This window comes from Mycobacterium hackensackense, from assembly GCF_025822555.1.
GTDB lineage: Bacteria > Actinomycetota > Actinomycetes > Mycobacteriales > Mycobacteriaceae > Mycobacterium > Mycobacterium fluoranthenivorans.
Map to the genome: position 1 here is coordinate 528,675 of NZ_JACKUC010000038.1, position 20,764 is coordinate 549,438.

The following is a 20,764-nucleotide window of genomic DNA, read 5'->3' on the forward strand; positions in this document are numbered from 1 at the left end:
CCATGCCCACCGTGTTGATCAGTGGCGCCGGGATCGCCGGTCCTGCGCTCGCGCATTGGTTGACGGGCGCCGGCTACCGCGTCGTGGTGGTGGAGGTCGCGCCCGAGGTCCGTTCCGGCGGGCAGACCGTCGACCTGCGCGGCGCCGGTCACGATGTCGCCGAGCGGATGGGATTGCTCGAGGCGGTATCGGCGAAGGCGCTGGATCAGCGCGGGGCCGCCTGGGTCCGCACCGACGGCTCCCGCCGCGCCGAGATGCCGGTGACGGCTTTTCACGGCAACGGCCTGGTCTCCAAGCTGGAGATCCTGCGCGGAGACCTGGTGGACGTGCTCTACCAGGCCACCAGGGCGCGAACCGACTACCGGTTCGGCACCCGCATCACCGAGATCGACGACACCACCGCCACACTCAGTGACGGCAGCACCGTCACCGCGGATCTGATCGTCGGGGCCGACGGACCGCATTCGGCCGTGCGCCGCCTGGTATTCGGCCCCGAAGACCGGTTCACCACGCCGCTCGGTGGCTACAACGCATGGTTCAGCGCCCCGGACGCGGTGGGACTCGACGGCTGGTACCTGCTGTACCAGGAGCCCGGCCTGAACGCCTCGATGCGACCCTCCCACGATCCCGCGGTGGCCAAGGCCGGGCTGGCCTTCCGGTCCGGTCCACTCGACTACGACCGCCGCGATACCGAAGCCCAGATCGACCTGCTGCGAAGCCATTTCGCGGAGGCGCAATGGCATTGTCCGCAACTGCTGGCGGCCGCGGCCGAGGCCGATGACTTCCACTTCGACGCGTTCCTGCAGGTCCACATGGACTCGTTCACCCGGGGGCGCGTCGCACTGGTCGGCGACGCCGGGTATTGCGCCTCACCCCTGTCCGGGATGGGTACCAGCCTGGCCCTGGTCGGGGCGTACGTGCTGGCCGGCGAGCTGGGTCCGGCGGATCTCTTTGCCGCTGAGACACTTCCGGCGGCGATGGCACGCTACGAGACGGTGATGCGTCCGTATATCGACCGCTGCCAGACGCTGGCCAACGGAATCGACGGCTACCTGCCGAAATCGAACAGCGATATCGCGGTGACCGCCGCGGTGATGAAGTGGATGCAACGCTGGCCGCTGCGGCCCATCGCCGAGCGGAAGTGGTTCACCACCGCCGATTCGATAGCGCTGCCGGAATACTGAGCGCCGTTCAGAACGGTGGTGGTTTGGCGTTCTCGTCGAGGGTGTGTTGGTTGAGGCGGCGTTCGGCGTTGATGCGGGCGGCTTGGGTGTGGGTGCGGGTGTGGCCGCGATCCACTCTCAGACACCCACCGCATCGAGCGCCCGGCGCGCATAGGCCCGGACATCGGCGTCGGCATCCGCCAGCGCCAGCCCCAGCGCCTCCCGGGCCGCAGACTCCGAGGTCGCCCACCGGGTGAGGCTGAGCACCGCGGCCTTGCGCACATCCAGATGCGAATCGGTCAGGGTGCGTGACAGCGACGGCACTGCGATATCGGGCGTCACCCCGGACAGCGCCCGCGCCGCGCCCTCGCGGACCTGCCAGGCCGACTCCCCCAGCGCCCGCTCGATCAACGCGACGTCACCGGCATCCCCGCCGAGACTGCCCAACGCGCTCAGGGCGGCGGCACGGACCAGCGGATCGTCATCCATCAGGCCGGCCCGCACCGTCTCGACACCGGCGCCGATGGTGGCGAGCCCCTTCAGCGCGGTGATCCGGACCTCGCGGTTGTCGTCGGTGGCCGCCAGCGCCACCCCGTCGGCGTCGTCGACGGACACCAGGGCCCGTACCGCTTCGATCCGCACCCGATGGTCGCCATCGCCCAGTGCGGCCCGGAAGTCTGCCGGCACCCGGCGTGAGCTGGTCACATACAACGCCACTGCCCGTACCACCGCGTCCGGCGAATTAACCTGTCCGGCAATGGCTTCCGGCGAAGGCAACACCTCCACCAATTCCCTTGCCGCGTCGGCCGCCTCGTGGCGCACGCCGGCGTCGGGGTCGGCCAGCGCCGCCAGCAAGGCGCCACCGTAGCCGTCGGGCAGGTTCTCGACCAGTGTCGCCACCGCGGTACGCCGCACCCCGGCGTCGGTGTCCGAGAGGAACTCGGCCAGATCCGCGACCGTCGGCTCCTGCAGGGCCAGCACCGCAGCGATCCGTGGCGACGGTGGTGGTGCGGGAGCCGCCGCCACCCGGGACACCACCGATGCCGGCGCCCTCCCACCGAACAACGGGGGTTGTTCGACGGGTACGACGGGCTTGTCCGACGGCACATGCTCCAGACCGGGCACCGGAACGAAGTATTCGGCGACCGGGCGTTTGAGGAACTCCATCTCCCCGGAGGCACCCTTACGCAGGTTCAGGTGGTAGTTCCACTGCCGGTCGTCACGCTCCGGCACATCCGAGCGCTCGTGATAGAGCCCCCAGCGCGATTCGGTACGGGTCAGCGAGGACCGGGCCGCCATCTCCGCGCAGTCCCGGATGAACGAGACCTCCGCCGCGCGCATCAGCTCGTGCGGGGTGCGCGCACCGATCCCGGCCACCTCATCGCGCATCCGGTCGAAGGTCTGCACCGCGATGGACAGTTTGGGGGCCGTCTTCGGTGGTGCCACATAGTCGTTGACGAAGCGCCGCAACTTGTACTCGACCTGCGGTTGCGGTGGGCCGTCGGGCTGTCGCAGCGGGCGGTAGATCAATTCGTGGGCATCGGCCAGCTGATCGGCAGGCAGCTCGGCGGGCGCGTCGGTGTCGGCCAGGGTCGACGCGGCGTGCTCACCGGCCAGATCGCCGTAGACGAACGCACCGATCATGTAGTTGTGCGGCACGCACGCCAGGTCGCCGGCGGCGTACAGTCCGGGCACGGTGGTGCGGGCATGCTCGTCGACCCAGACCCCGGACGCGGAATGCCCACTGCACAAGCCGATTTCGGAGATGTGCATCTCGATGTCGTGGGTACGGTAGTCGTGCCCGCGGTTGGCGTGGAAGGTACCGCGGGTCGGTCGCTCCGTGGTGTGCAGGATGTTCTCCAGCGCGGACAACGTCTCGTCCGGCAGGTGCGTCACCTTGAGATAGATGGGGCCGCGGGCGGATTCGATCTCGCTGCGGACCTCGCTCATCATCTGCCCGGACCAGTAGTCCGAATCCACGAACCGCTCGCCCGCGGCGTTGACCTGATAGCCGCCGAACGGGTTGGCCACATACGCGCACGCCGGCCCGTTGTAGTCCTTGATGAGCGGGTTCACCTGGAAGCATTCGATACCGGAGAGCTCTGCCCCGGCGTGATACGCCATCGCGTACCCGTCGCCTGCGTTGGTCGGATTCTCGTAGGTGCCATACAGATAACCCGAGGCGGGCAGGCCGAGCCGACCGCAGGCCCCGGTGGCCAGGATGACGGCCTTGGCGGCGACGGCGACGAACTCGCCGGTGCGGGTGTTCAGCGCGGCCGCCCCGACGGCTCTCCCCTCCGAAACCAGCACCCGCACCGGCATCAGCCTGTTCTCGATCTGGATCTTCTCCCGCATCGAGCGTTGCCGCAGCACCCGGTAGAGCGCCTTCTTGACGTCCTTGCCCTCCGGCATCGGCAGCACGTAGGACCCCGACCGATGCACCCGGCGAACGGCGTATTCGCCGTGTTCGTCCTTCTCGAACTTGACCCCGTAGCGTTCCAGCCGCTGCACCATCGCGAAACCACGGGTCGCAGTCTGATAGATGGTGCGCTGATTGACGATTCCGTCGTTGGCCCTGGTGATCTCGGCGACGTAGTCCTCCGGCTCCGCCTTGCCCGGGATGACGGCGTTGTTCACCCCGTCCATGCCCATCGCCAGCGCGCCCGAATGCCGCACGTGCGCCTTCTCCAGCAACAGGACCCGCGCACCGTTCTCGGCGGCGGTCAGCGCGGCCATGGTGCCCGCGGTGCCACCACCGATCACCAGTACATCGCAGTCCAACCGGACGGTGTCGGCAAGGTCGGGAATCTCGGTCATGAATTGTCCAATGCCTCAATGATCTCGGTGCGCAACGCGCTGCGGTCGACCTTCTCGGTGCGGGGCTGGGGGATGTCCTGCAGCACGCGCAGGCCGCCGCCACCCAACACCGCCACCCGGTCGCCGAGGATCAGTGCCTCGTCGACATCGTGGGTGACGAACACGATGGTGGTGGGATGCGCCCGCCAGGTGGCGATCAGCAGCCGCTGCATGGCGGCGCGGGTCTGGGCGTCGAGTGCCCCGAACGGTTCGTCCATCATCACCGCGCGCGGCGCGCCAGCCAGCCCGCGGGCCAGTTGCACCCGCTGTCGCATGCCGCCGGACAGGCTCTTGGGCAGGTAGTCGGCGAACCCGGTCAGTCCGACCTCGTCGATCCAGCGCTCGGCCCGGGCCCGCCGGGTCGACCGGGGCTCGCCCCGGAGTTGAAGGGCCAGTTCGATATTCGAGCGCACACTGCGCCACGGCAGCAGGGCGCTGTCCTGGAACACCATGCCGCGGTCACGTGACGTCCCGGTGATCTGCGCGCCATCGGCGCGCACCCGGCCGGCGTCCGGTACCAGCAGGCCGGCCAGCGCCCGCAGCACCGTGGACTTACCGCACCCCGACGGGCCGGTCAGCACCAGGATCTCCCCCGGCTGCACGGCGAGCGTCAGTCCACTCAGCACCGGCGCCCCGGTGTAGGACAACGTGACCTCGTCGAGCTCGAGCAGCAGGCCGGTGGCCGAGGCGGTGGTCATCGCGAACTCTCCTCACCGCGCGGCAGCCAGCGGGTGGCGCGGCGCCCGATCAGCTCGATCGCCGCCGCGGTGCCGAAACCCAGTGCACCGATGGTGATGATCCCGACGAACACCCCCGGGTAGTCCAGCACGGTATAGGCCTGCCAGGTGCGGTAGCCCACGCCGAGGCGGCCGGAGATCATCTCCGCGGAGATGACGCAGATCCACGCCACCCCGATCCCGACCGAGAGGCCGCCGAACAGTCCGGGCAGGATGCCGGGCAGCACCACCTGGCGCAGCACGTCCCAGCGCCCGCCGCCCAGCGTGCGCACCGAGTCCTCCCAGATGGTCGGCAACGCCCGCACCGCGTGCCGGGTGCTGACCATGATCGGGAAATAGGCGGCCAGAAAGGTGATGGCCACGATGCCTGTCTCATCGCTCGGGAAGAGCAGGATCGCCACCGGCACGATGGCGATCGCCGGGATCGGGCGCAGCAGTTCGGTGATCGGGCCGAAGACATCGGCGAACAGCGCCGAACGGCCGAGCAGGATTCCGGTGATGACACCGGCCACCGCGGCCAGCCCGAACCCCGTGAGGATGCGGATCAGCGACTGCCCCAGATCCAGCCAGTACTCACCGGTGCCGAGCAGGTGCGCCAGCGCCGCCCCGATCTCGGTGACGGTCGGCAGCGTGTCGAAGCGCAGCCAGAGCCGAACCCCGTTGGCGGTCAACACCTGCCAGAGGCCGATCGCAGCCAGCACGGACAGCACCTGGATCAGCCGGTGCCGCCAGACCCCACCGCCACCGGTGCCGCGCGGCGCCGCGACGGGTGCCTTCGGCCGCGTCAGCAGGTCTGTCATATCGCACCCGCGAGCGCCTGCTGGTAGTCCACGGTGCTACTGCCGGGGTGGGCGGCGACGTAACGCTCGGCACCGGCCGGGGTGTCGAAGGGCAGGTAGTTCTGCCCGTCGCGCACCCAGGTGGACTTGTCCGCGAACCAGCGGGTGCCCAATTCGGTGTCGGGCACATAGGCGGCCCGCACCGTGGCCCCACGTGCCTGCGCCTCACGCACCGCGCGCAACAGCTGTGTCGGGCCGGCCACGGACTGGGTCGTGTCGGCGCCCTGCAGCCAGAGTTCGCCCGTCGCCGGGGTACTCGTCGCCTTGATCGCCGTGTCGTAGTCGAGCTTGCGTTCGGCGAACGCGGCCCGCAACGGTCCGTCCTCGATGAATCCGGGGACATCGAGTTCGGCGAAGTCGCCGATCGATTTCAGGTACGGCACATCACCTTTGAGCGCCTCGATCAGGGACGGCTTCAGCGTGGTGTCGAAGGAGGTGCCGCCCGGACCGTTGTAGAGGTACACCACCTCCTGCGGAAGTCCGCTGCCCTCGGCGACGATCCGCGCCGCCTCCAGCGGTTTGGTGTTGAGGAAGTCGGTGGCGTCGAGCTGGGCCTGCAGGAAGGCGTCGAGCACCTCGGGGTGCTTGCCCGCGTAGTCCCGCCGGACCACCACTCCGTGCAGCGTCGGGTAGTTCAGTTGAGCGCCATCGTAGAGCAACCTGGCCTTGTCCTGGAACACCAACAGGCCCGGCCACGCCACGAACTGCGAAAGTCCCTGTACCTGACCGGATTCCAACGCCGAGGCACCGACCTGTGGCTGCTGGTTGAGCACCTCGACACCGGTCTTGGGATCCAGACCGGCCTGCGCGAGCGCCCGCACCAGCGTGCCGTGCCCAGCCGAGCCGACGCTGGCGGAGACCTTCTTCCCGGCCAGATCGGTCAGGGTGCGGGCGGTCGAATCGGGTGGCACCACAACCATGTTCAGCGCACCCTTGGGGTTGTATCCGGTGACCGAGACGATTTCGGTGCGGGCGCGCTCGTTGGCTTGGGTCTTGGACCCGTTGATCAGCATCGGGTAATCGCCCATCGATCCGATGTCGATCTTCTCGGCGACCATCTGCGCGGTGATCGGCGCTCCGGTGTCGTAATCCTGCCAGGTCACCTGGTACTTGGTGCCGGTGCGGGTGGTAATGTCGGCCAGCCGGTGCTCCAGGTAGCCCTGCGCCTTGAGCAGCGTCCCGGCGGTGACGGTGTTGATGGTCTTGGACTGGTAGCCGATGACGACGTCGACGACATCATCGGATTTGGCGGTCGAGTCGAGCGAGCACCCCGACAGTGTCAGGGCAGCAAGCAGCACCGCGAGAGATTTCTTCATGGCAGGTCCTTTGGCGACTAACGGATGAGGTAGGGCATGTTGACGGTGACGGCACCGGTGGGACAGCGGGCGGCACACGGCCCGCAGTACCAGCACTCGTCCACGTGCATATAGGCCTTACCGTTGTCCGGGTTGATCGCCAGCGAATCCATCGGACAGATCTCGACGCACAGCGTGCAGCCCTCGATGCACAGGGATTCATCGATGGTCACCGGCACATCGACGCGGGTGTTCACCAAAGCCATGTCAGCTCCTGATCGGCTAGTTTCGGAAAAGATTGCCGCGCATGGTGATCCGGTCACCACGCATGCGGATGTACTCGAGGTCGACGGGACGCCCGTCACTCAGGCTGGTGAGCCGTTCCAGCATCAGCAGTGCCGCGCCGTCGGGTACCGCCAGGGTCGCCGCGGAATGCGGGTCGGCCGAAATCGCCTCCAGGGCAAGGGTTGCCGAGCCCAAACGCTGGCCGCTGACCTGCTCGATGAGCGTGAAGACGTCGTTGCTTTCCAGCGGGTGTTCGACCACCAGATCCCCGATATCGGGCACCAGATAGGTCAGGTCCAGGGACAGTGGCAGATCACCGAGGTAGCGCAACCGCTCGATGTAGACCACCTGGGTGCCCGGCGCCAGGGCGAGCTTGCGCGCCACCGCCGGCGGTGCGGCCATTCGCAGCACGGCGCGGACCTCGTTGCGCACCTCGCCGTAGTCCTTGAAGGTCTCCTTGAGACCGACCAGCGCGTCCAGTCCGTGGTCGTATTTGCGCACCGCGACGTGGGTGCCGACCTTGGTGCCGCGGTCGATCAGCCCCTCGTCCTTGAGCACGGTGAGCGCTTCGCGGATGGCGTTGCGCGACACCGAGAAATCCGCGGCGAGTTCGCTCTCGGCGGGCAATCCGTCCGGATAGCCACCGGCGTGGATGTGGTGGCGGAGCACATCGGCGACCAACCGGGCCTGGTCGGCGCGGGACCGGCGGATCGGAGTGGGCTCAGGGGCTGGTGGCACCCACCCACCGTAAGGGTGCCGCGGGGCCGGTTTCGGGGCGCTGAGCGGCCCCGATGCGCGCGAGAACCGATTGCGCCGCCTGTACCGGGACGGGTACCTGCCACGTACCAGCCCTAAATCTCGGCGATGATGCTATTGCGCCACCTGCGCGACGCCACCGGCAGTTCGGATCGCGCTGAGCCGAACGCTGGGCCCTCACATCGACCGCGAGAGCACCCGGCCGAATTGCAGCAGCCGCTCCATCTGCGCCAGCCCGCCGTTTCCGACCGACTTGGTATAGCGGAACGACTCGCAGTACAGATCGCTCTCGGTCGCCGACGTCTGGCGGGCCCGGGTGACCAGTTGGGTGTACATCCGCAGCCGGACCTCCGAGAGCCTGCGGGTCCCGTCGTCGAGCACGTCGAACTCGGTGCTCAGGATGTGGTCGGTGATCGTCGACAACAGGATGGTCCGCACCGAGGACGCCAGCTGCCGGCGATCGTCGCGGTACTCGTCGTCGGCGCGCCACATGATCAGCCGGCGGCCGTCGGTGGCGACCACTTCCTGCCACAGGGCGCTGCCCCAGGACTCCTCGCTCTCGCCCCGCGACATGATGAACGACGCGATACCGGGGAATTCGACGACCGACCTCAGCTGCTCCAGGGCCAGCTCGGGGTCTCGCAGATACACCGTCGCAGCGTCCTGCACGCTCATATAGGGCGCCCAGTCCTGAGGTGCATTCATCGCGTCTAGTGCTCCTGGGACCCGCGCAGCGCCGCGGCCGCGGCCCGGATCTGCGGCGTCACCAGCATCACCTGGCCCAGCACCCCGTTGACGAACCCGGGTGAGTCGTCGGTGGACAGCTCCTTGGCCAGCTCGACGGCCTCGTCCACGGCGACCGGCTCCGGCACATCCTGCGCATGCAACAGCTCCCACACCGCCACCCGCAGGATGGCGCGGTCCACGGCGGGCAGCCGGTCCAGCGTCCAGCCCTGCAGGTGGGCCGAGATGAGTTCGTCGACGTGCTCGGCGTTGTCGGTGACGCCACGCGCCACCGTGACCGTGTACGGGTTCAGCGGATTCATATCGGCCTGCGAGTGGGACAGGGCGTTGCGCCCGTCGGCCACCTCGGCGGCCGTCAGGTGACGGGCCTCGGCTTCGAAGAGCAGGTCGACGGCGCGCTTGCGGGCTTGATGCCGACCGCGATCCCCCCTGCGGTCACTCACCCCGTCGCTCCGCTGCGCTTCGCTCGCCCTGGCTAGGCATTGACCCTTCCCAGGTAGCTGCCGTCACGCGAATCGACCTTCAGCTTGTCGCCGGTGTTGATGAACAGCGGAACCTGAAGTTCGGCGCCGGTCTCGACGGTGGCGGGCTTGGTGCCGGCACTGGAACGGTCACCCTGCAGACCGGGCTCGGTGTGGGTGACGACCAGTTCGACGGTGACCGGCAGTTCCAGGTACAGCGGTACGCCCTCGTGGAAGGCGATCTGCACCACCATGCCCTCGAGCAGGAAGCCGGCCAGCCGGCCGACCAGCGCCTCGGGCAGCGGGTGCTGCTCGTAGTCTTCCGAATCCATGAAGACGAAGTCGGCACCGTCGCGGTACAGGTAGGTGGCATCGCGGCGGTCGACGGTCGCGGTCTCGACCTTCACCCCGGCGTTGAACGTCTTGTCGACGACCTTGCCGGTCAGCACGTTCTTGAGCTTGGTACGCACGAAGGCCGGGCCCTTACCTGGCTTGACGTGCTGGAACTCGGTGATCTGCCACAACTGGCCCTCGAGGTTGAGGACGAGTCCATTCTTGAAGTCGGCGGTTGATGCCACGGTCTGTACAGCTCCTAGATCAGTTAACGACGACCAGTTCCTTGGGGAACCGGGTGAGCAACTCGGGTGTGGGTGCGTCCTGGCTGCCCACGACCAGGGTGTCCTCGATGCGGACACCGCCCCGGCCGGGCAGGTAGACGCCGGGCTCCACGGTCACCGCAGCGCCAGCAAGCAGTGTACCGACGGATGACGCGCTGATTCCCGGCGCTTCGTGGATCTGCAGCCCGACCCCGTGTCCGAGCCCGTGCCCGAAGTTCTCCGCGTACCCGGCATCGGCGATGACCTGCCGCGATGCCGTGTCGACATCCTTGAGTGCGGCGCCGGACACCAGTGCCTCGCGGCCGGCCCGTTGGGCGGTGGCGACCAGGTCGTAGATCTCGCGCTGCCAGGTGGCCAGGGGGGCCAGCACGAAGGTGCGCGTCATATCCGAGTGGTAGCCGGCCACCAGCGCGCCGAAGTCGATTTTCACGAAGTCACCCGGCGCCAGCACCGTATCGGTCGGGCGGTGGTGCGGGATCGCCGAATTCGCCCCTGCGGCCACGATCGTCTCGAAGGACACCCCGTCGGCGCCGTGGTCGAGCATCAGCGACTCCAGCTCACGGCCCACCTCCTTCTCGGTGCGCCCGGCCCGCAGCCCGCCGCCCTCGACGAGCTCGCGCAGCGCGGCGTCGGCGGCCTCGCACGCGAGTCGCAGCATCGCGATCTCCCCCGCGTCCTTGATCTCGCGCAGCCGTTCCACCATGCCGGCCGCCCGGACGAACTCGATACCCTCGGCGGCCCGTTCCAGCAGACCGAACCCGTCGACGGTCACCACATGGCTTTCGAACCCGAGCCGGTGGATACCGGTGGCGGCGGCGCGGCCGGCCAGATGCGGTCCGCAGGCTCGTTCGATCACCAATTCCGCGTCGGGAGCCTGCGCCGCGGCCTGCGTGACGTAGCGGCCATCGGTGGCCAGCAGCGGCGTGTCGTCGTCCGCACGGATCAGCAGCGCGGCGTTGGAACCGGTGAAACCCGACAGATAGCGCACGTTGACCAGGTCGGTTACCAGTATCGCGTCCAGCTTGGCGATGGCCAGCCGCTGCCTCAATCGATCCCTGCGCTGCGAAATCGTCACGACCGCTGACGGTACTCGCTACGCTGTGCCCTCATGAGTAAGTGGTTGCTGCGTGGACTCGTGTTCGCGGCGTTGGTGGTTGTCCTGCGATTGATCCAGGGTGCGCTGGTCGACGCCTTCCCGACGCAAGCCGGTCTGATCAGCCCCGCGCTCGGTTTGTTCCTGGCCGTCCCCGCTCTGGTCTGGGCGTATTTCGACGGCCGCGCCGACGCGAACGCGCAGTCCGACCCGGACCGCCGCGCCGATCTGGCGATGGTCTGGTTGCTGGCCGGTCTGGTGGCCGGCCTGCTGGGCGACCTGGTCACCTGGTTCATCGGGCTGATCTACCCGGCGGTCTACACGGGCAACCTGATCAGTGAGCTGACCTCGTTCGCCGCGTTCACCGCCCTGCTGGTCTTCCTGGCCGGTGTCGTCGCGGTGACCATCGGCCGGTGGAACGTCGACCGCAAGGCGCCGCCGTACGAGCGCCGCCGCGAAGGTGACGACCGCGCGGACACCGACGTGTTCGCCGCGGTGACACCCGCGCCCGCCGAGGCGGGCGAAGCGCCCACCACCGCCATCGAGAAGGACTAGCTTCCGACCACCGAGTACGCCGCGACCAGCAGGCTGGGATCGGGTCCTTCCAGACGTCCCGGCTTGGCCAGGCCGTCGAGCACGACGAACCGCAGGATGCCGGACCGGTTCTTCTTGTCCCCCGCCATGTACTCCAGCAGTTGAGGCAGCGCGTCGGGGTCGTAGCTCACCGGGAGCCCGAGGGCGGTGAGCACCCGGCGATGACGGTCGGCGGTGTCATCGTCGAGACGCCCGGCGAGCCGGCCGAGTTCGGCGGCGAAGATCAGTCCCACCGACACCGCGGCGCCGTGACGCCACTTGTAGCGCTCGCGGCGTTCGATGGCGTGCGCCAAGGTGTGTCCGTAGTTGAGGATCTCGCGTAGCGCCGATTCCTTCTCGTCGGCGGCGACCACCTCGGCCTTGACCGCGATCGCGCGCCGGATCAGCTCGGGCAGCACGGATCCGGACGGATCGATCGCGGCTTCGGGGTCGGCCTCGATGAGGTCCAGGATCACCGGGTCGGCGATGAACCCGGCCTTCACGATCTCCGCCATACCGGCGACGATCTCGTTGCGGGGCAACGTCTGCAGGGTCGCCAGATCCACCAACACCGCCAGCGGCTGGTGGAAGGCGCCGACGAGGTTCTTGCCCGCGTCGGTGTTGATACCGGTCTTGCCACCGACGGCCGCGTCGACCATGCCGAGCAGCGTGGTGGGCACGTGCACGATGTCCACCCCACGCAGCCAGGTCGCCGCCGCGAAGCCCGCGACATCGGTGGCCGCCCCGCCGCCGAGGCTCACCAGGGCGTCCTTGCGGCCCACCCCGATACGGCCGAGCACCTCCCAGATATAGCCGACGACAGGCAGTTCCTTCCCGGCTTCGGCATCCGGGATCTCGACGCGGTGCGCGTCGATTCCCTTGTCTTCCAAGTGCTTACGGATCGCTTCGGCGGTCTGGGTGAGGGTGGGCTGGTGCAGTATCGCCACCTTGTGCCGACCCGCCAGCACCCGGCCCAGATCCTCGAGCAGACCGGTGCCGATGATCACCGGGTACGGCCGGTCCACGAGGACATCCACGGTCACCGGATCTGTCACGGATTCACTCATTGCGCGCCTCTGCTCGTTTGGCCAGCGCCGCGGGGGTGGGCGGCGCATCTGTGGTGGGTGCCGGGTTGAGGATGGTGGGCCGCCGCCACGCGGGGCGCCGGCGCCGGCGTGAACGGTGATTTTGGCCGCAACCGTCCAGCCTGGTGACGATGTGGCGGACCACGGCACCGGGGTTGCGCCGATTGGTGTTGACCCGCATGGTGGCCACCTCGCGATACAGCGGGACCCGCTCGGCGATCAGCGTGCGGTACCGCTCCCCTGGATCGTCACCGGCCAGCAGCGGTCGCCCGCTGCCGCTGGTGCGGCGAATGCCTTCTGCCGCACTGATTTCCAGATAGATGACGGTGTGTCCGGCCAATGCTTCGCGCACCGCCGGGGTGGTGATGGCGCCACCGCCGAGCGAGACCACACCCTCGTGTTCGGCCAGCGCCGCACGCACCACGTCGGCTTCGATCCGGCGGAACTCCTGCTCGCCCTCGGTGAAGATCTCGGCGATGCTGCGGCCCGTGGTCTCCACGATCTTGGCATCGGTGTCCAGCAGCGGCACCTGCAATGCCTTGGCCAGCCGCCGCCCGATGGTGGACTTGCCGGAACCCGGCATCCCCACCAACACAGCCTTGGGCGCCATGGGTTACCCCGCCTGTGGGGCTGTGTCGTTCCCCGCGTCGGCGTTCCCCGTGTCGCCACGCTCCTGCCCGCCGGAGCGTTCGCGGACCGCCGCCAGGTAGCTCTCGATATTGGCCTTGGTCTCGTCCAGCGAGTCGCCGCCGAACTTCTCCAGCGCGGCCCGGGCCAGCACCAGCGCGACCATGGTCTCCACCACGACACCCGCGGCGGGCACCGCGCACACATCGGAGCGCTGGTGGATGGCCACCGCCTCCTGGCCGGTGGCCATATCGACGGTGGCCAGCGCGCGCGGCACCGTCGAGATCGGCTTCATCGCGGCGCGTACCCGCAGCGGCTGACCGTTGGTCATGCCCCCCTCCAGACCGCCCGCGCGGTTGGTGGACCGCAGCACGCCGTCGGGACCGGGGTACATCTCGTCATGGGCGACACTGCCGCGCCGGCGCGCGGTCTCGAAACCGTCGCCGATCTCGACACCCTTGATGGCCTGGATCCCCATCACCGCGGCAGCCAACTGGCTGTCGAGGCGGTTGTCGCCGCTGGTGAACGAACCCAGCCCGATCGGCAGACCGGTGACCACCACCTCGACCACACCGCCGAGGGTGTCGCCGTCCTTCTTGGCCGCCTCGATCTCGGCGATCATGAGTGCTTCGGACTGCTCATCGAAGGCGCGGACCGGGCTCGCGTCGATCCGATCCAGATCCTGCGGCAACGGCGAGGGGCCGTCGTACGGCTTGGCGGCGCCGATGGCGATGACATGGGAGATGACCTCGACACCAAGGGCCTGGCGCAGGAACGCGCGGGCCACGGTGCCCGCCGCCACCCGGGCCGCGGTCTCGCGGGCGCTGGCCCGTTCCAGCACCGGGCGGGCGTCGTCGAAGCCGTACTTGAGCATGCCCGCGTAATCCGCGTGGCCGGGGCGGGGGCGGGTCAGCGGGGCGTTGCGCGCCGCGTCACCGTCCAATCGGTCCGCGTCGACGGGGTCGGCGGCCATCACCGTCTCCCACTTGGGCCATTCGGTGTTGCCGATCTCGATGGCGATAGGACCGCCGAGCGTGACCCCGTGCCGGACCCCGGCGAGCACCGTCACCTGGTCCTTCTCGAACTTCATCCGCGCGCCGCGGCCGTAGCCGAGGCGGCGGCGCTGCAGTTGGGTCCCGATATCGTCGGAGGTGACGGACAGTCCCGCAACCATGCCTTCAACCATCGCGACCAGGGCACGGCCATGGGATTCACCAGCGGTAGTCCAACGCAACACGGGTGTCATTCTCCCATGCGGGTATCCGCGCGACCCAATCCGTTAACCGGCACTCCACTGCAGCAGCACCGTGTCGATCCAGCGCTCGTGTTTGTACCCGACGCGCACCAGCCGACCTGCGTCCCGAAACCCGAACCGCCGGTGCAGCCCGAGGGAAGCCGGATCACCGGAATCGGCGATGACGGCGATGACCTCGCGCACCCCCACACCGCGGCATCGGTGCAGCAGCTCCGCCAGGAGTTCGGCGCCGCACCCGGTCCCGATGGCCCACGGTGCGACGTAGACCGAGTCCTCGACGGTGGCCCGGTAGGCCGGGCGTGTCTTCCACGGCGCGCAGTAGGCGTAGGCGGCCACCGCACCGTCGCGCTCAGCGACCACGATCGGCAACCCGGCTTCGACGATCGCGGAGAACCTGTCGGTCCATTCGGCGAGATCGGGCGCGTCGAGTTCGAACGTCGCGACACTGGTGGCGACGTAGTGGGCATAGATATCGGCGATGGCGGGCAGGTCATCGGCGGTCGCCGTGCGCACGGACATGCTTTCTCACGGTAGGGCTACACCCACACCAGGGCGACCGATGCTGCGGAGGCCGCGCACATCGACGGCCCGTGCGGCAGCGGATCACGCCGGCCCGTGGCCAGAGCGGTCAGCGCCACGAGTCCGGTCAGCATCGGGGCCCCCGCGGCGGCCAAAATCCACACGTCGGGGCCGAACGCCCCCGTCAACCCGCCCAACCCGATCGCCAGCTTGACGTCGCCGGCGCCCAGGCCGGCCGGCGCGGCGAGGTGCACCAGCAGGTACACCGCCGTCAGCGCCGCCGCCCCGGCGAGTGCAGGCCAGCCCCGGCCCGCCGTCGCCGCGCCACCCAGCACCACGACGGCGCCGGGCAGGGTCAGCACATTGGGCAACCGGCGTTGCCGGATATCGAAGGCGCTCAAGGCGATCAGCCACCCCGCCACCAGCGCCGCCACCTCTCGAGGCTAAAGGCCGGCCAGCGCCTGCCTCATCACCTCTTTCGGGGCGGGCTGCCCGGTGAACTGTTCCACCTGGGCGAAAGCCTGGTTCAGCAGCATGTGCAGGCCGCTGATCACCCGGCCGCCCGCCGCCGACACCGCGCCGGCCAGCGGGGTGGGCCACGGATCGTAGATCGCGTCCAGCAGCACGGGCACCCCCGCGACGGTGGGCGCGTATGCGGCGGCGACCTCTGCCGGCAGCGTGTTGACCACCACATCCGCCCTGATCGGCGTGCCCAGTTCGACCCAGTGCACGGTCACGTCGAGGGGTTCGGAGAGCGCCACCAGCGGCGCCGCCTTGTCCGCGTTGCGGGCGACGACGGCGATCTCGCGGACCCCGAGGGAGGCCAGGCCCACCACCGCGGCCGGCGCCGTGCCACCGGAGCCCAGCACCGCCGCACGCGCGCCGGGCAAGGCATATCCCCCGTCGCTTCGCTCGCCCGACCCCTCGAGCGCGCCGATCACCCCGTCGATATCGGTGTTGTCGGCCCGCCACCCCGAGGGTGTGCGCACCAGGGTGTTGGCCGAGCCGACGAGCGCGGCGCGCGCGGTGTGTTCGGCGGCGAACCGCAGCGCCGCGAACTTGCCGGGCATGGTGACCGACAGCCCGACCCACTCCGGGCCCAGACCGGCGACCAGGGCGGGCAGCTGCTCGGCGGTGCACTCGATGCGCTCGTAGGTCCAGTCGGTCAGCCCCAGCGCACGGTAGGCCGCCAGGTGCAGATCGGGCGAGCGTGAATGTGCGATGGGCGAGCCGAGAACCGCTGCTTTTCGGCCGGCCCGGCTACCGTGCACTGTCGAGGACACCGTTGTGCTTGGCCAGCTCGATATTCGCCAGGTGCTGCTCGTAGTCGCGGGTGAACAGCGTGGTGCCCTGCATATCGATGGTCACGAAGTACAGCCAGTCCCCCGGTGCCGGGTTCTCGGCCGCAGCCAGGGCGGGTTGTCCCGGCGAGCAGATCGGGGTGGCCGGAAGCCCCTCGGAGGCATAGGTGTTCCACGGTGTGACGCGTTCGCGATCGGCGTCGGTGGTGGCCACCTCCTGGCGGTCCAGCGAGTAGTTCACCGTGGAGTCGAACTCCAGCTTGCGGTGTTCGGCCAGCCGGTTGTAGATCACCCGGGCCACCTTGGCGAAGTCCTGCGGTTTGGCCTCGCGCTGCACCAGCGACGCGACCACCAGGATCTGGTACGGCGTCAGATGGGTGGCGGCCGCGGCGTCGAGCAGGCCGTTGGCCTCGTACTGCGCGGTACTCGCCGTGATCAGGCTGGTGAGGATGTCCTGCGGCGTGCCGGAGGGGTTGACGTTCCAACTGCCCGGCGCGATCAGTCCCTCCAGCCGGCGGTGGTCCGGGCCCATCGCCGTCACCGGCGCGGTGGCCCAGTCCGGCACCGCCAGCGCCGCCAGATTCCCGGTGGCGGCGACGTTCTTGAGATCCGCGGCCGGCACACATTTGTGGTCACCGTCGATATCCACGCAGGAGGCTTTCGAGATCAGCGTGAAGATGCCGTCGGTGACCGCATTGGTCTTCACATCGGCGACATCGTCGAGTTGCCGGCCCTCGGGGATCACCAGCTGACCCACCCGGTTCTTCGGGTCCGCCAGCCGGGTGACCGCCCCGGAGGCGGGAATCTCGGTGCGCAGCTTGTAGAAGCCGGGCTGAATCGCCGCGATGGCCTGATTACCCGACGCGGCCTCGACGAACGCCTTGGCCGAGGACACCACGTTCTGCTGCTGCAGCGTCTGGCCGATCGCGGTGGTCGAGTCTCCGCTGTGCACCTCGACGACGACGTCGGCGGTGCCGTCACCCGCGAAATCACTGCTCGACCCGAACATGCCGTGCCACATCCGTGAGCCGAGGAACACCACGACGAGCACAACGGCGACGAGCACCACCACCGCCATACCGCTGTAGAACCGCCGGCGCCGCTGCATGCGGCGCGCGCGGGCCCGCGAGGCGCGGCTCATCCGCCGTCGCGGCGGTCCCACCGCGACGGGCTCGTGACGGTCGGTACCCCAGTCGTCAGTCATCGGCAACCCCTAGTCCGGACCGGCGCTGGTCCAACCAGGTCTGCAGAATTGCTACTGCGGCAACCTGATCGACCATGGTCCGCTGGTTCTTGGCTCGGATACCCGCATCCCGCAGTGAACGTTGTGCGCTCACCGTAGTCAGTCGCTCGTCGACGAGGCGCACCGGTGTCGGTGCGATCCGTGCGGCGATGGTGTCGGCCAGCTCGACGGCGTCGTGCGCCGAGGAGCCGGCCCGGTCGGCGAGCGTACGCGGCAGTCCGACCACGACCTCGACGGCCTCGTGTTCGGTGGCGAGTTTGACCAGCCGGCGCAGGTGACGTCCGTCGCGTTCGCGGCGGACGGTCTCCAGCGGGGTGGCCAGGATGCCGTCGGGATCGCACACGGCGACACCGATCCGGACGGTGCCGACATCGATACCGAGCCGGCGACCGCGGCCGGGATCATCGGGACCCGGCCGGTCCGGCAGACGCTCGGCATCGTCTCCCACCCGGCTCAGCTCCGGGCGATCTCTGCGCGTAGCGCGGCCAATGCCGCGTCGATACCCGCCGCCCCCTTGCCGGAACCCTGTGCCAGATCGGCCTTGCCGCCCCCACGGCCGTTGACCGCGGCACTCAACTGCTTCACCAGGTCGTTGGCACTCAACCCGAGGTCCTGAGCACCGGCATTGACCGCCACCACGAACGGCACCGAGTCGTCCTCGCCCTCCGCGATCAAAGCGACGACACCGGGCTCGCTGCCCAGCTTGCCCTTGATATCGCCGACCAGGCTGCGCAGGTCACCGGCGGAGATCCCGCCGGCCATCCGCTGGGCCACCAAGCGCACCTTGCCGACGGTCTCGGCGCCCGCGGCGGCGTTCACCGCGGCCGCCCTGGCATTGGCCAGCCGGACCCGGTCCAGTTCCTTCTCGGCCACCTTGAGCCGCTCCACCAGATTGGCGACGCGGGCCGGCACCTCCTCCGACGGCACCTTCAGCGAGGACGCCAGCCCGGCCATCAGGGCGCGTTCCTTGGACAGGTGCCGGAACGATTCCAGCCCGACATAGGCCTCGACGCGGCGCACACCCGACCCGACGGAGGATTCGCCGAGCAGCGTGACCGGACCGATCTGGGCGGAGCTGCGCACATGGGTGCCGCCGCACAATTCCAGCGAGAACGGTCCGCCGATCTCGACCACCCGCACCTCGTCGGGGTAGTTCTCGCCGAACAACGCCATCGCACCCATGGCCTTGGCCTGCTCGAGTCCGGTGTTGAAGGTGTTCACCGCGAAGTCGGCCTGCACCGCCTCATTGGCCACCGTCTCGATCTCGGTGCGCTGGTCCTCCGAGAGCGCACCCTGCCAGTTGAAGTCGAACCGCAGGTAGCCCGGCCGGTTCAGCGAGCCGGCCTGAACGGCGTTGGGCCCCAGGATCTGCCGCAGTGCGGCGTGCACCATATGCGTGCCCGAGTGGCCCTGGGTGGCGCCGTGGCGCCACTGCGGGTCGACCTCGGCGGTGACGGTGTCACCCTCGACGAACTCGCCGGACTCCACCGTGACCCGGTGCGCCCACAGCGTCTTGGCGATCTTCTGCACATCCGTGACGGCCGCTTTCGCGGTGCTCGAGGAGCCGGTTCCGCTGATGGCGCCCTCGTCGGCGATCTGCCCGCCGGATTCGGCGTAGAACGGGGTGCGGTCCAGGATCAGCTCGACCCGATGGCCCCGCGCGCTCTCGTGATCCACCACGGGAACCCGCTTACCCTCCACAAAGATGCCGAGAATCTTTGCCTGCGAGGACAATTCGTCGAATCCGGTGAACTCGGTGGGGCCGGCGTCCACCAGCTCGCGGTAGGCGGACAGATCGGCATGGGCCTGTTTGCGGGAAGCGGCGTCGGCCTTGGCGCGTTGGCGCTGCTGTGCCATCAGGCCGCGGAAACCCTCCTCGTCGACGGTCAGGCCGGCCTCGGCGGCCATCTCGAGGGTGAGGTCGATCGGGAAGCCGTAGGTGTCGTGCAGGGTGAAGGCGTCGTCACCGGACAGCGTGGACTTCCCGGCAGCCCGGGTGGCCGCCGCGGCGTCGTCGAACAGTCGGGACCCGGCGGCCAGGGTGCGGTTGAACGCCGTCTCCTCGGCCACCGCGATGCGGTTGATGCGCTCGAAATCGGTCACCAGTTCCGGGTAGGACGGCCCCATCTCGTCGCGCACCGTGGCCATCAGCTCGGCCATGATCGGGCGTTCCACGCCGAGCAGTTTGGCCGCCCGGATGATGCGGCGCAGCAGCCGGCGCAGCACGTAACCGCGGCCCTCGTTACCGGGGGTGACCCCGTCGCCGATGATGATGGCCGCGGTGCGGCTGTGGTCGCCGATGATCCGGTAGCGCACATCGTCGTCGTGGTTGCCCTGCCCGTATCCGCGGGGCGCGATACCGGCGACGACGTCGATGACGGGACGGACCAGATCGGTCTCGTAGACGTTGTCCACGTTCTGCAGCAGGCAGGCGATGCGCTCGATACCCATACCGGTGTCGATGTTCTTGCGCGGCAGCGGCCCGAGGATCTCGAAGTTCTCCTTCGAGGTGCCCTCACCCCGCTCGTTCTGCATGAACACGAGATTCCAGATCTCGATATAGCGGTCCTCGTTGGCCTCGGGACCGCCGTCGATGCCGTACTCGGGCCCACGGTCGTAGTAGATCTCCGAACAGGGTCCGCACGGCCCGGGGATGCCCATCGACCAGTAGTTGTCGGCCATCCCGCGGCGCTGGATACGCTCGGCCGGCAGGCCGGCGACCTCCCGCCACAGGCCGATCGCCTCATCGTCGTCGAGATAGACTGTCGCCCAGAGCTTTTCGGGGTCGAACCCGTAGCCGCCTTCGGACACCGGGTTGGTCAGCAGCGACCAGGCCAACTCGATGGCGCCCTTCTTGAAGTAGGCGCCGAACGAGAAGTTGCCCGCCATCTGGAAGAAGGTGTTGTGCCGGGTGGTGATACCGACTTCTTCGATATCGGGGGTCCGGATGCATTTCTGCACGCTGGTGGCGGTCTCGTACGGCGGGGTGCGGGCACCCAGGAAGTACGGGACGAACTGGACCATGCCGGCGTTGACGAACAGCAGGTTGGGGTCATCGAGGATCACCGAGGCGCTGGGCACCTCGGTGTGTCCCGCCTTCACGAAATGATCGAGGAAACGTTTCCTGATCTCGTGTGTTTGCACGTGCTGCTGTCCTTCATTCGCTGGGCCGGTGGTCGACCGCATAACACTACCGGGAACCGTGTTGACCGCCTGCGCGGTGCGCAGCCAATGACTATTGTGCGTGGCGCAGCGCGGGAGGACAGTGGTGGGTGACCGGTGGCGCCGCCGGGGCGCTGCCCCGAACCAAGAGGG

At 68.8% G+C, this 20,764-nt stretch carries 20 protein-coding genes and 1 pseudogene; 2 read left to right on the top strand and 19 right to left on the bottom strand.

The features are described 5' to 3' along the window. The first annotated feature begins 2 nt into the window (after positions 1-2). On the top strand, positions 3-1,184 hold the full coding sequence (locus H7J86_RS31180) for an FAD-dependent monooxygenase (RefSeq protein ID WP_267295662.1): 1,182 nt from the start codon (positions 3-5) through the stop codon (positions 1,182-1,184). A 117-nt stretch (positions 1,185-1,301) separates the two neighbouring features. Here H7J86_RS31180 and H7J86_RS31185 read toward each other — a convergent pair whose 3' ends face one another. The 10 genes from H7J86_RS31185 to H7J86_RS31230 all read right to left on the bottom strand — a co-directional run bounded on the left by H7J86_RS31185 (position 1,302) and on the right by H7J86_RS31230 (position 10,828). Beyond that, the gene (locus H7J86_RS31185; protein WP_267295664.1) at positions 1,302-3,980 is read right to left on the bottom strand and encodes a fumarate reductase/succinate dehydrogenase flavoprotein subunit; all 2,679 of its coding nucleotides are present in this window, start codon (positions 3,978-3,980) and stop codon (positions 1,302-1,304) included. Continuing rightward, the gene (locus tag H7J86_RS31190; RefSeq protein ID WP_267295666.1) at positions 3,977-4,717 is read right to left on the bottom strand and encodes an ABC transporter ATP-binding protein; all 741 of its coding nucleotides are present in this window, start codon (positions 4,715-4,717) and stop codon (positions 3,977-3,979) included. Before H7J86_RS31190 ends, H7J86_RS31185 begins: the two co-directional genes overlap by 4 nt. Beyond that, positions 4,714-5,556: an ABC transporter permease gene (locus H7J86_RS31195; RefSeq protein WP_187095338.1), complete on the bottom strand. Its 843-nt coding sequence runs from the start codon at positions 5,554-5,556 to the stop codon at positions 4,714-4,716. The genes H7J86_RS31190 and H7J86_RS31195 overlap by 4 nt, the downstream gene beginning before the upstream one ends. Next, entirely contained in the window at positions 5,553-6,911 is a 1,359-nt protein-coding gene (locus H7J86_RS31200) for an ABC transporter substrate-binding protein (RefSeq protein ID WP_267295668.1), read from the bottom strand. The genes H7J86_RS31195 and H7J86_RS31200 overlap by 4 nt, the downstream gene beginning before the upstream one ends. Before the next feature lie 17 nt (positions 6,912-6,928). Beyond that, a complete protein-coding gene (locus H7J86_RS31205; RefSeq protein WP_024452855.1) occupies positions 6,929-7,156 on the bottom strand; it encodes a 4Fe-4S dicluster domain-containing protein in 228 nt (75 codons plus the stop codon). Positions 7,157-7,172: 16 nt separating this feature from the next. Beyond that, positions 7,173-7,913 (bottom strand): GntR family transcriptional regulator, encoded by a 741-nt coding sequence (locus tag H7J86_RS31210; protein ID WP_187095336.1) that lies wholly within the window; start codon positions 7,911-7,913, stop codon positions 7,173-7,175. Between the two features lie 195 nt (positions 7,914-8,108). Next, positions 8,109-8,636 carry a hypothetical protein gene (locus tag H7J86_RS31215; RefSeq protein WP_187095335.1) on the bottom strand — a complete coding sequence of 176 codons (528 nt, stop codon included), beginning with the start codon at positions 8,634-8,636 and terminating at the stop codon, positions 8,109-8,111. A 5-nt stretch (positions 8,637-8,641) separates the two neighbouring features. After that, positions 8,642-9,118 (bottom strand): transcription antitermination factor NusB, encoded by a 477-nt coding sequence (gene nusB, locus H7J86_RS31220; protein WP_090364459.1) that lies wholly within the window; start codon positions 9,116-9,118, stop codon positions 8,642-8,644. A 32-nt stretch (positions 9,119-9,150) separates the two neighbouring features. Further along, positions 9,151-9,714, bottom strand: a complete 564-nt coding sequence (efp, locus tag H7J86_RS31225; RefSeq protein ID WP_090364458.1) for an elongation factor P — start codon at positions 9,712-9,714, stop codon at positions 9,151-9,153. Positions 9,715-9,733: 19 nt separating this feature from the next. Further along, on the bottom strand, positions 9,734-10,828 hold the full coding sequence (locus H7J86_RS31230; RefSeq protein WP_267295670.1) for a M24 family metallopeptidase: 1,095 nt from the start codon (positions 10,826-10,828) through the stop codon (positions 9,734-9,736). Positions 10,829-10,861: 33 nt separating this feature from the next. Here H7J86_RS31230 and H7J86_RS31235 point away from each other — a divergent pair, with 33 nt between their 5' ends. Continuing rightward, positions 10,862-11,401 carry a B-4DMT family transporter gene (locus H7J86_RS31235; RefSeq protein WP_090364454.1) on the top strand — a complete coding sequence of 180 codons (540 nt, stop codon included), beginning with the start codon at positions 10,862-10,864 and terminating at the stop codon, positions 11,399-11,401. Here H7J86_RS31235 and aroB read toward each other — a convergent pair. The 9 genes and pseudogenes from aroB to alaS form a co-directional block, all read right to left on the bottom strand. After that, entirely contained in the window at positions 11,398-12,474 is a 1,077-nt protein-coding gene (gene aroB / locus H7J86_RS31240; protein ID WP_167159178.1) for a 3-dehydroquinate synthase, read from the bottom strand. The two genes, H7J86_RS31235 and aroB, sit on opposite strands and share 4 nt — an antisense overlap. Before the next feature lie 148 nt (positions 12,475-12,622). Continuing rightward, a pseudogene (locus H7J86_RS31245) lies at positions 12,623-13,114 on the bottom strand (shikimate kinase); the annotation flags it as partial. 3 nt (positions 13,115-13,117) lie between these two features. Further along, a complete protein-coding gene (gene aroC / locus H7J86_RS31250) occupies positions 13,118-14,368 on the bottom strand; it encodes a chorismate synthase (RefSeq protein WP_090364452.1) in 1,251 nt (416 codons plus the stop codon). Positions 14,369-14,410: 42 nt separating this feature from the next. Continuing rightward, positions 14,411-14,905 carry a GNAT family N-acetyltransferase gene (locus H7J86_RS31255; protein WP_267295672.1) on the bottom strand — a complete coding sequence of 165 codons (495 nt, stop codon included), beginning with the start codon at positions 14,903-14,905 and terminating at the stop codon, positions 14,411-14,413. 17 nt (positions 14,906-14,922) lie between these two features. Next, positions 14,923-15,339: a prepilin peptidase gene (locus tag H7J86_RS31260; RefSeq protein WP_267295674.1), complete on the bottom strand. Its 417-nt coding sequence runs from the start codon at positions 15,337-15,339 to the stop codon at positions 14,923-14,925. Positions 15,340-15,348: 9 nt separating this feature from the next. After that, positions 15,349-16,176, bottom strand: coding sequence for a shikimate dehydrogenase (locus H7J86_RS31265; protein WP_372517361.1), 828 nt, complete (start codon positions 16,174-16,176; stop codon positions 15,349-15,351). Continuing rightward, positions 16,166-17,410 carry an endolytic transglycosylase MltG gene (gene mltG / locus H7J86_RS31270; protein WP_090364448.1) on the bottom strand — a complete coding sequence of 415 codons (1,245 nt, stop codon included), beginning with the start codon at positions 17,408-17,410 and terminating at the stop codon, positions 16,166-16,168. The genes H7J86_RS31265 and mltG overlap by 11 nt, the downstream gene beginning before the upstream one ends. Next, complete coding sequence (gene ruvX, locus H7J86_RS31275) at positions 17,403-17,897, bottom strand: Holliday junction resolvase RuvX (RefSeq protein WP_267295678.1); 495 nt, start codon at positions 17,895-17,897, stop codon at positions 17,403-17,405. Before ruvX ends, mltG begins: the two co-directional genes overlap by 8 nt. Before the next feature lie 5 nt (positions 17,898-17,902). Continuing rightward, entirely contained in the window at positions 17,903-20,593 is a 2,691-nt protein-coding gene (gene alaS, locus H7J86_RS31280; protein WP_267295680.1) for an alanine--tRNA ligase, read from the bottom strand. Positions 20,594-20,764 lie beyond the last annotated feature (171 nt).

Bases quoted from the DNA above. Each gene is read 5' to 3' on its own strand.
- H7J86_RS31215 (WP_187095335.1), bottom strand. From the start codon at position 8,636: ATGAATGCACCTCAGGACTGGGCGCCCTATATGAGCGTGCAGGACGCT.
- mltG (WP_090364448.1), bottom strand. From the start codon at position 17,410: ATGACTGACGACTGGGGTACCGACCGTCACGAGCCCGTCGCGGTGGGA.
- H7J86_RS31235 (WP_090364454.1), top strand. From the start codon at position 10,862: ATGAGTAAGTGGTTGCTGCGTGGACTCGTGTTCGCGGCGTTGGTGGTT.
- H7J86_RS31180 (WP_267295662.1), top strand. From the start codon at position 3: ATGCCCACCGTGTTGATCAGTGGCGCCGGGATCGCCGGTCCTGCGCTC.
- H7J86_RS31200 (WP_267295668.1), bottom strand. From the start codon at position 6,911: ATGAAGAAATCTCTCGCGGTGCTGCTTGCTGCCCTGACACTGTCGGGG.
- H7J86_RS31205 (WP_024452855.1), bottom strand. From the start codon at position 7,156: ATGGCTTTGGTGAACACCCGCGTCGATGTGCCGGTGACCATCGATGAA.
- H7J86_RS31190 (WP_267295666.1), bottom strand. From the start codon at position 4,717: ATGACCACCGCCTCGGCCACCGGCCTGCTGCTCGAGCTCGACGAGGTC.
- H7J86_RS31255 (WP_267295672.1), bottom strand. From the start codon at position 14,905: ATGTCCGTGCGCACGGCGACCGCCGATGACCTGCCCGCCATCGCCGAT.
- H7J86_RS31195 (WP_187095338.1), bottom strand. From the start codon at position 5,556: ATGACAGACCTGCTGACGCGGCCGAAGGCACCCGTCGCGGCGCCGCGC.
- H7J86_RS31185 (WP_267295664.1), bottom strand. From the start codon at position 3,980: ATGACCGAGATTCCCGACCTTGCCGACACCGTCCGGTTGGACTGCGAT.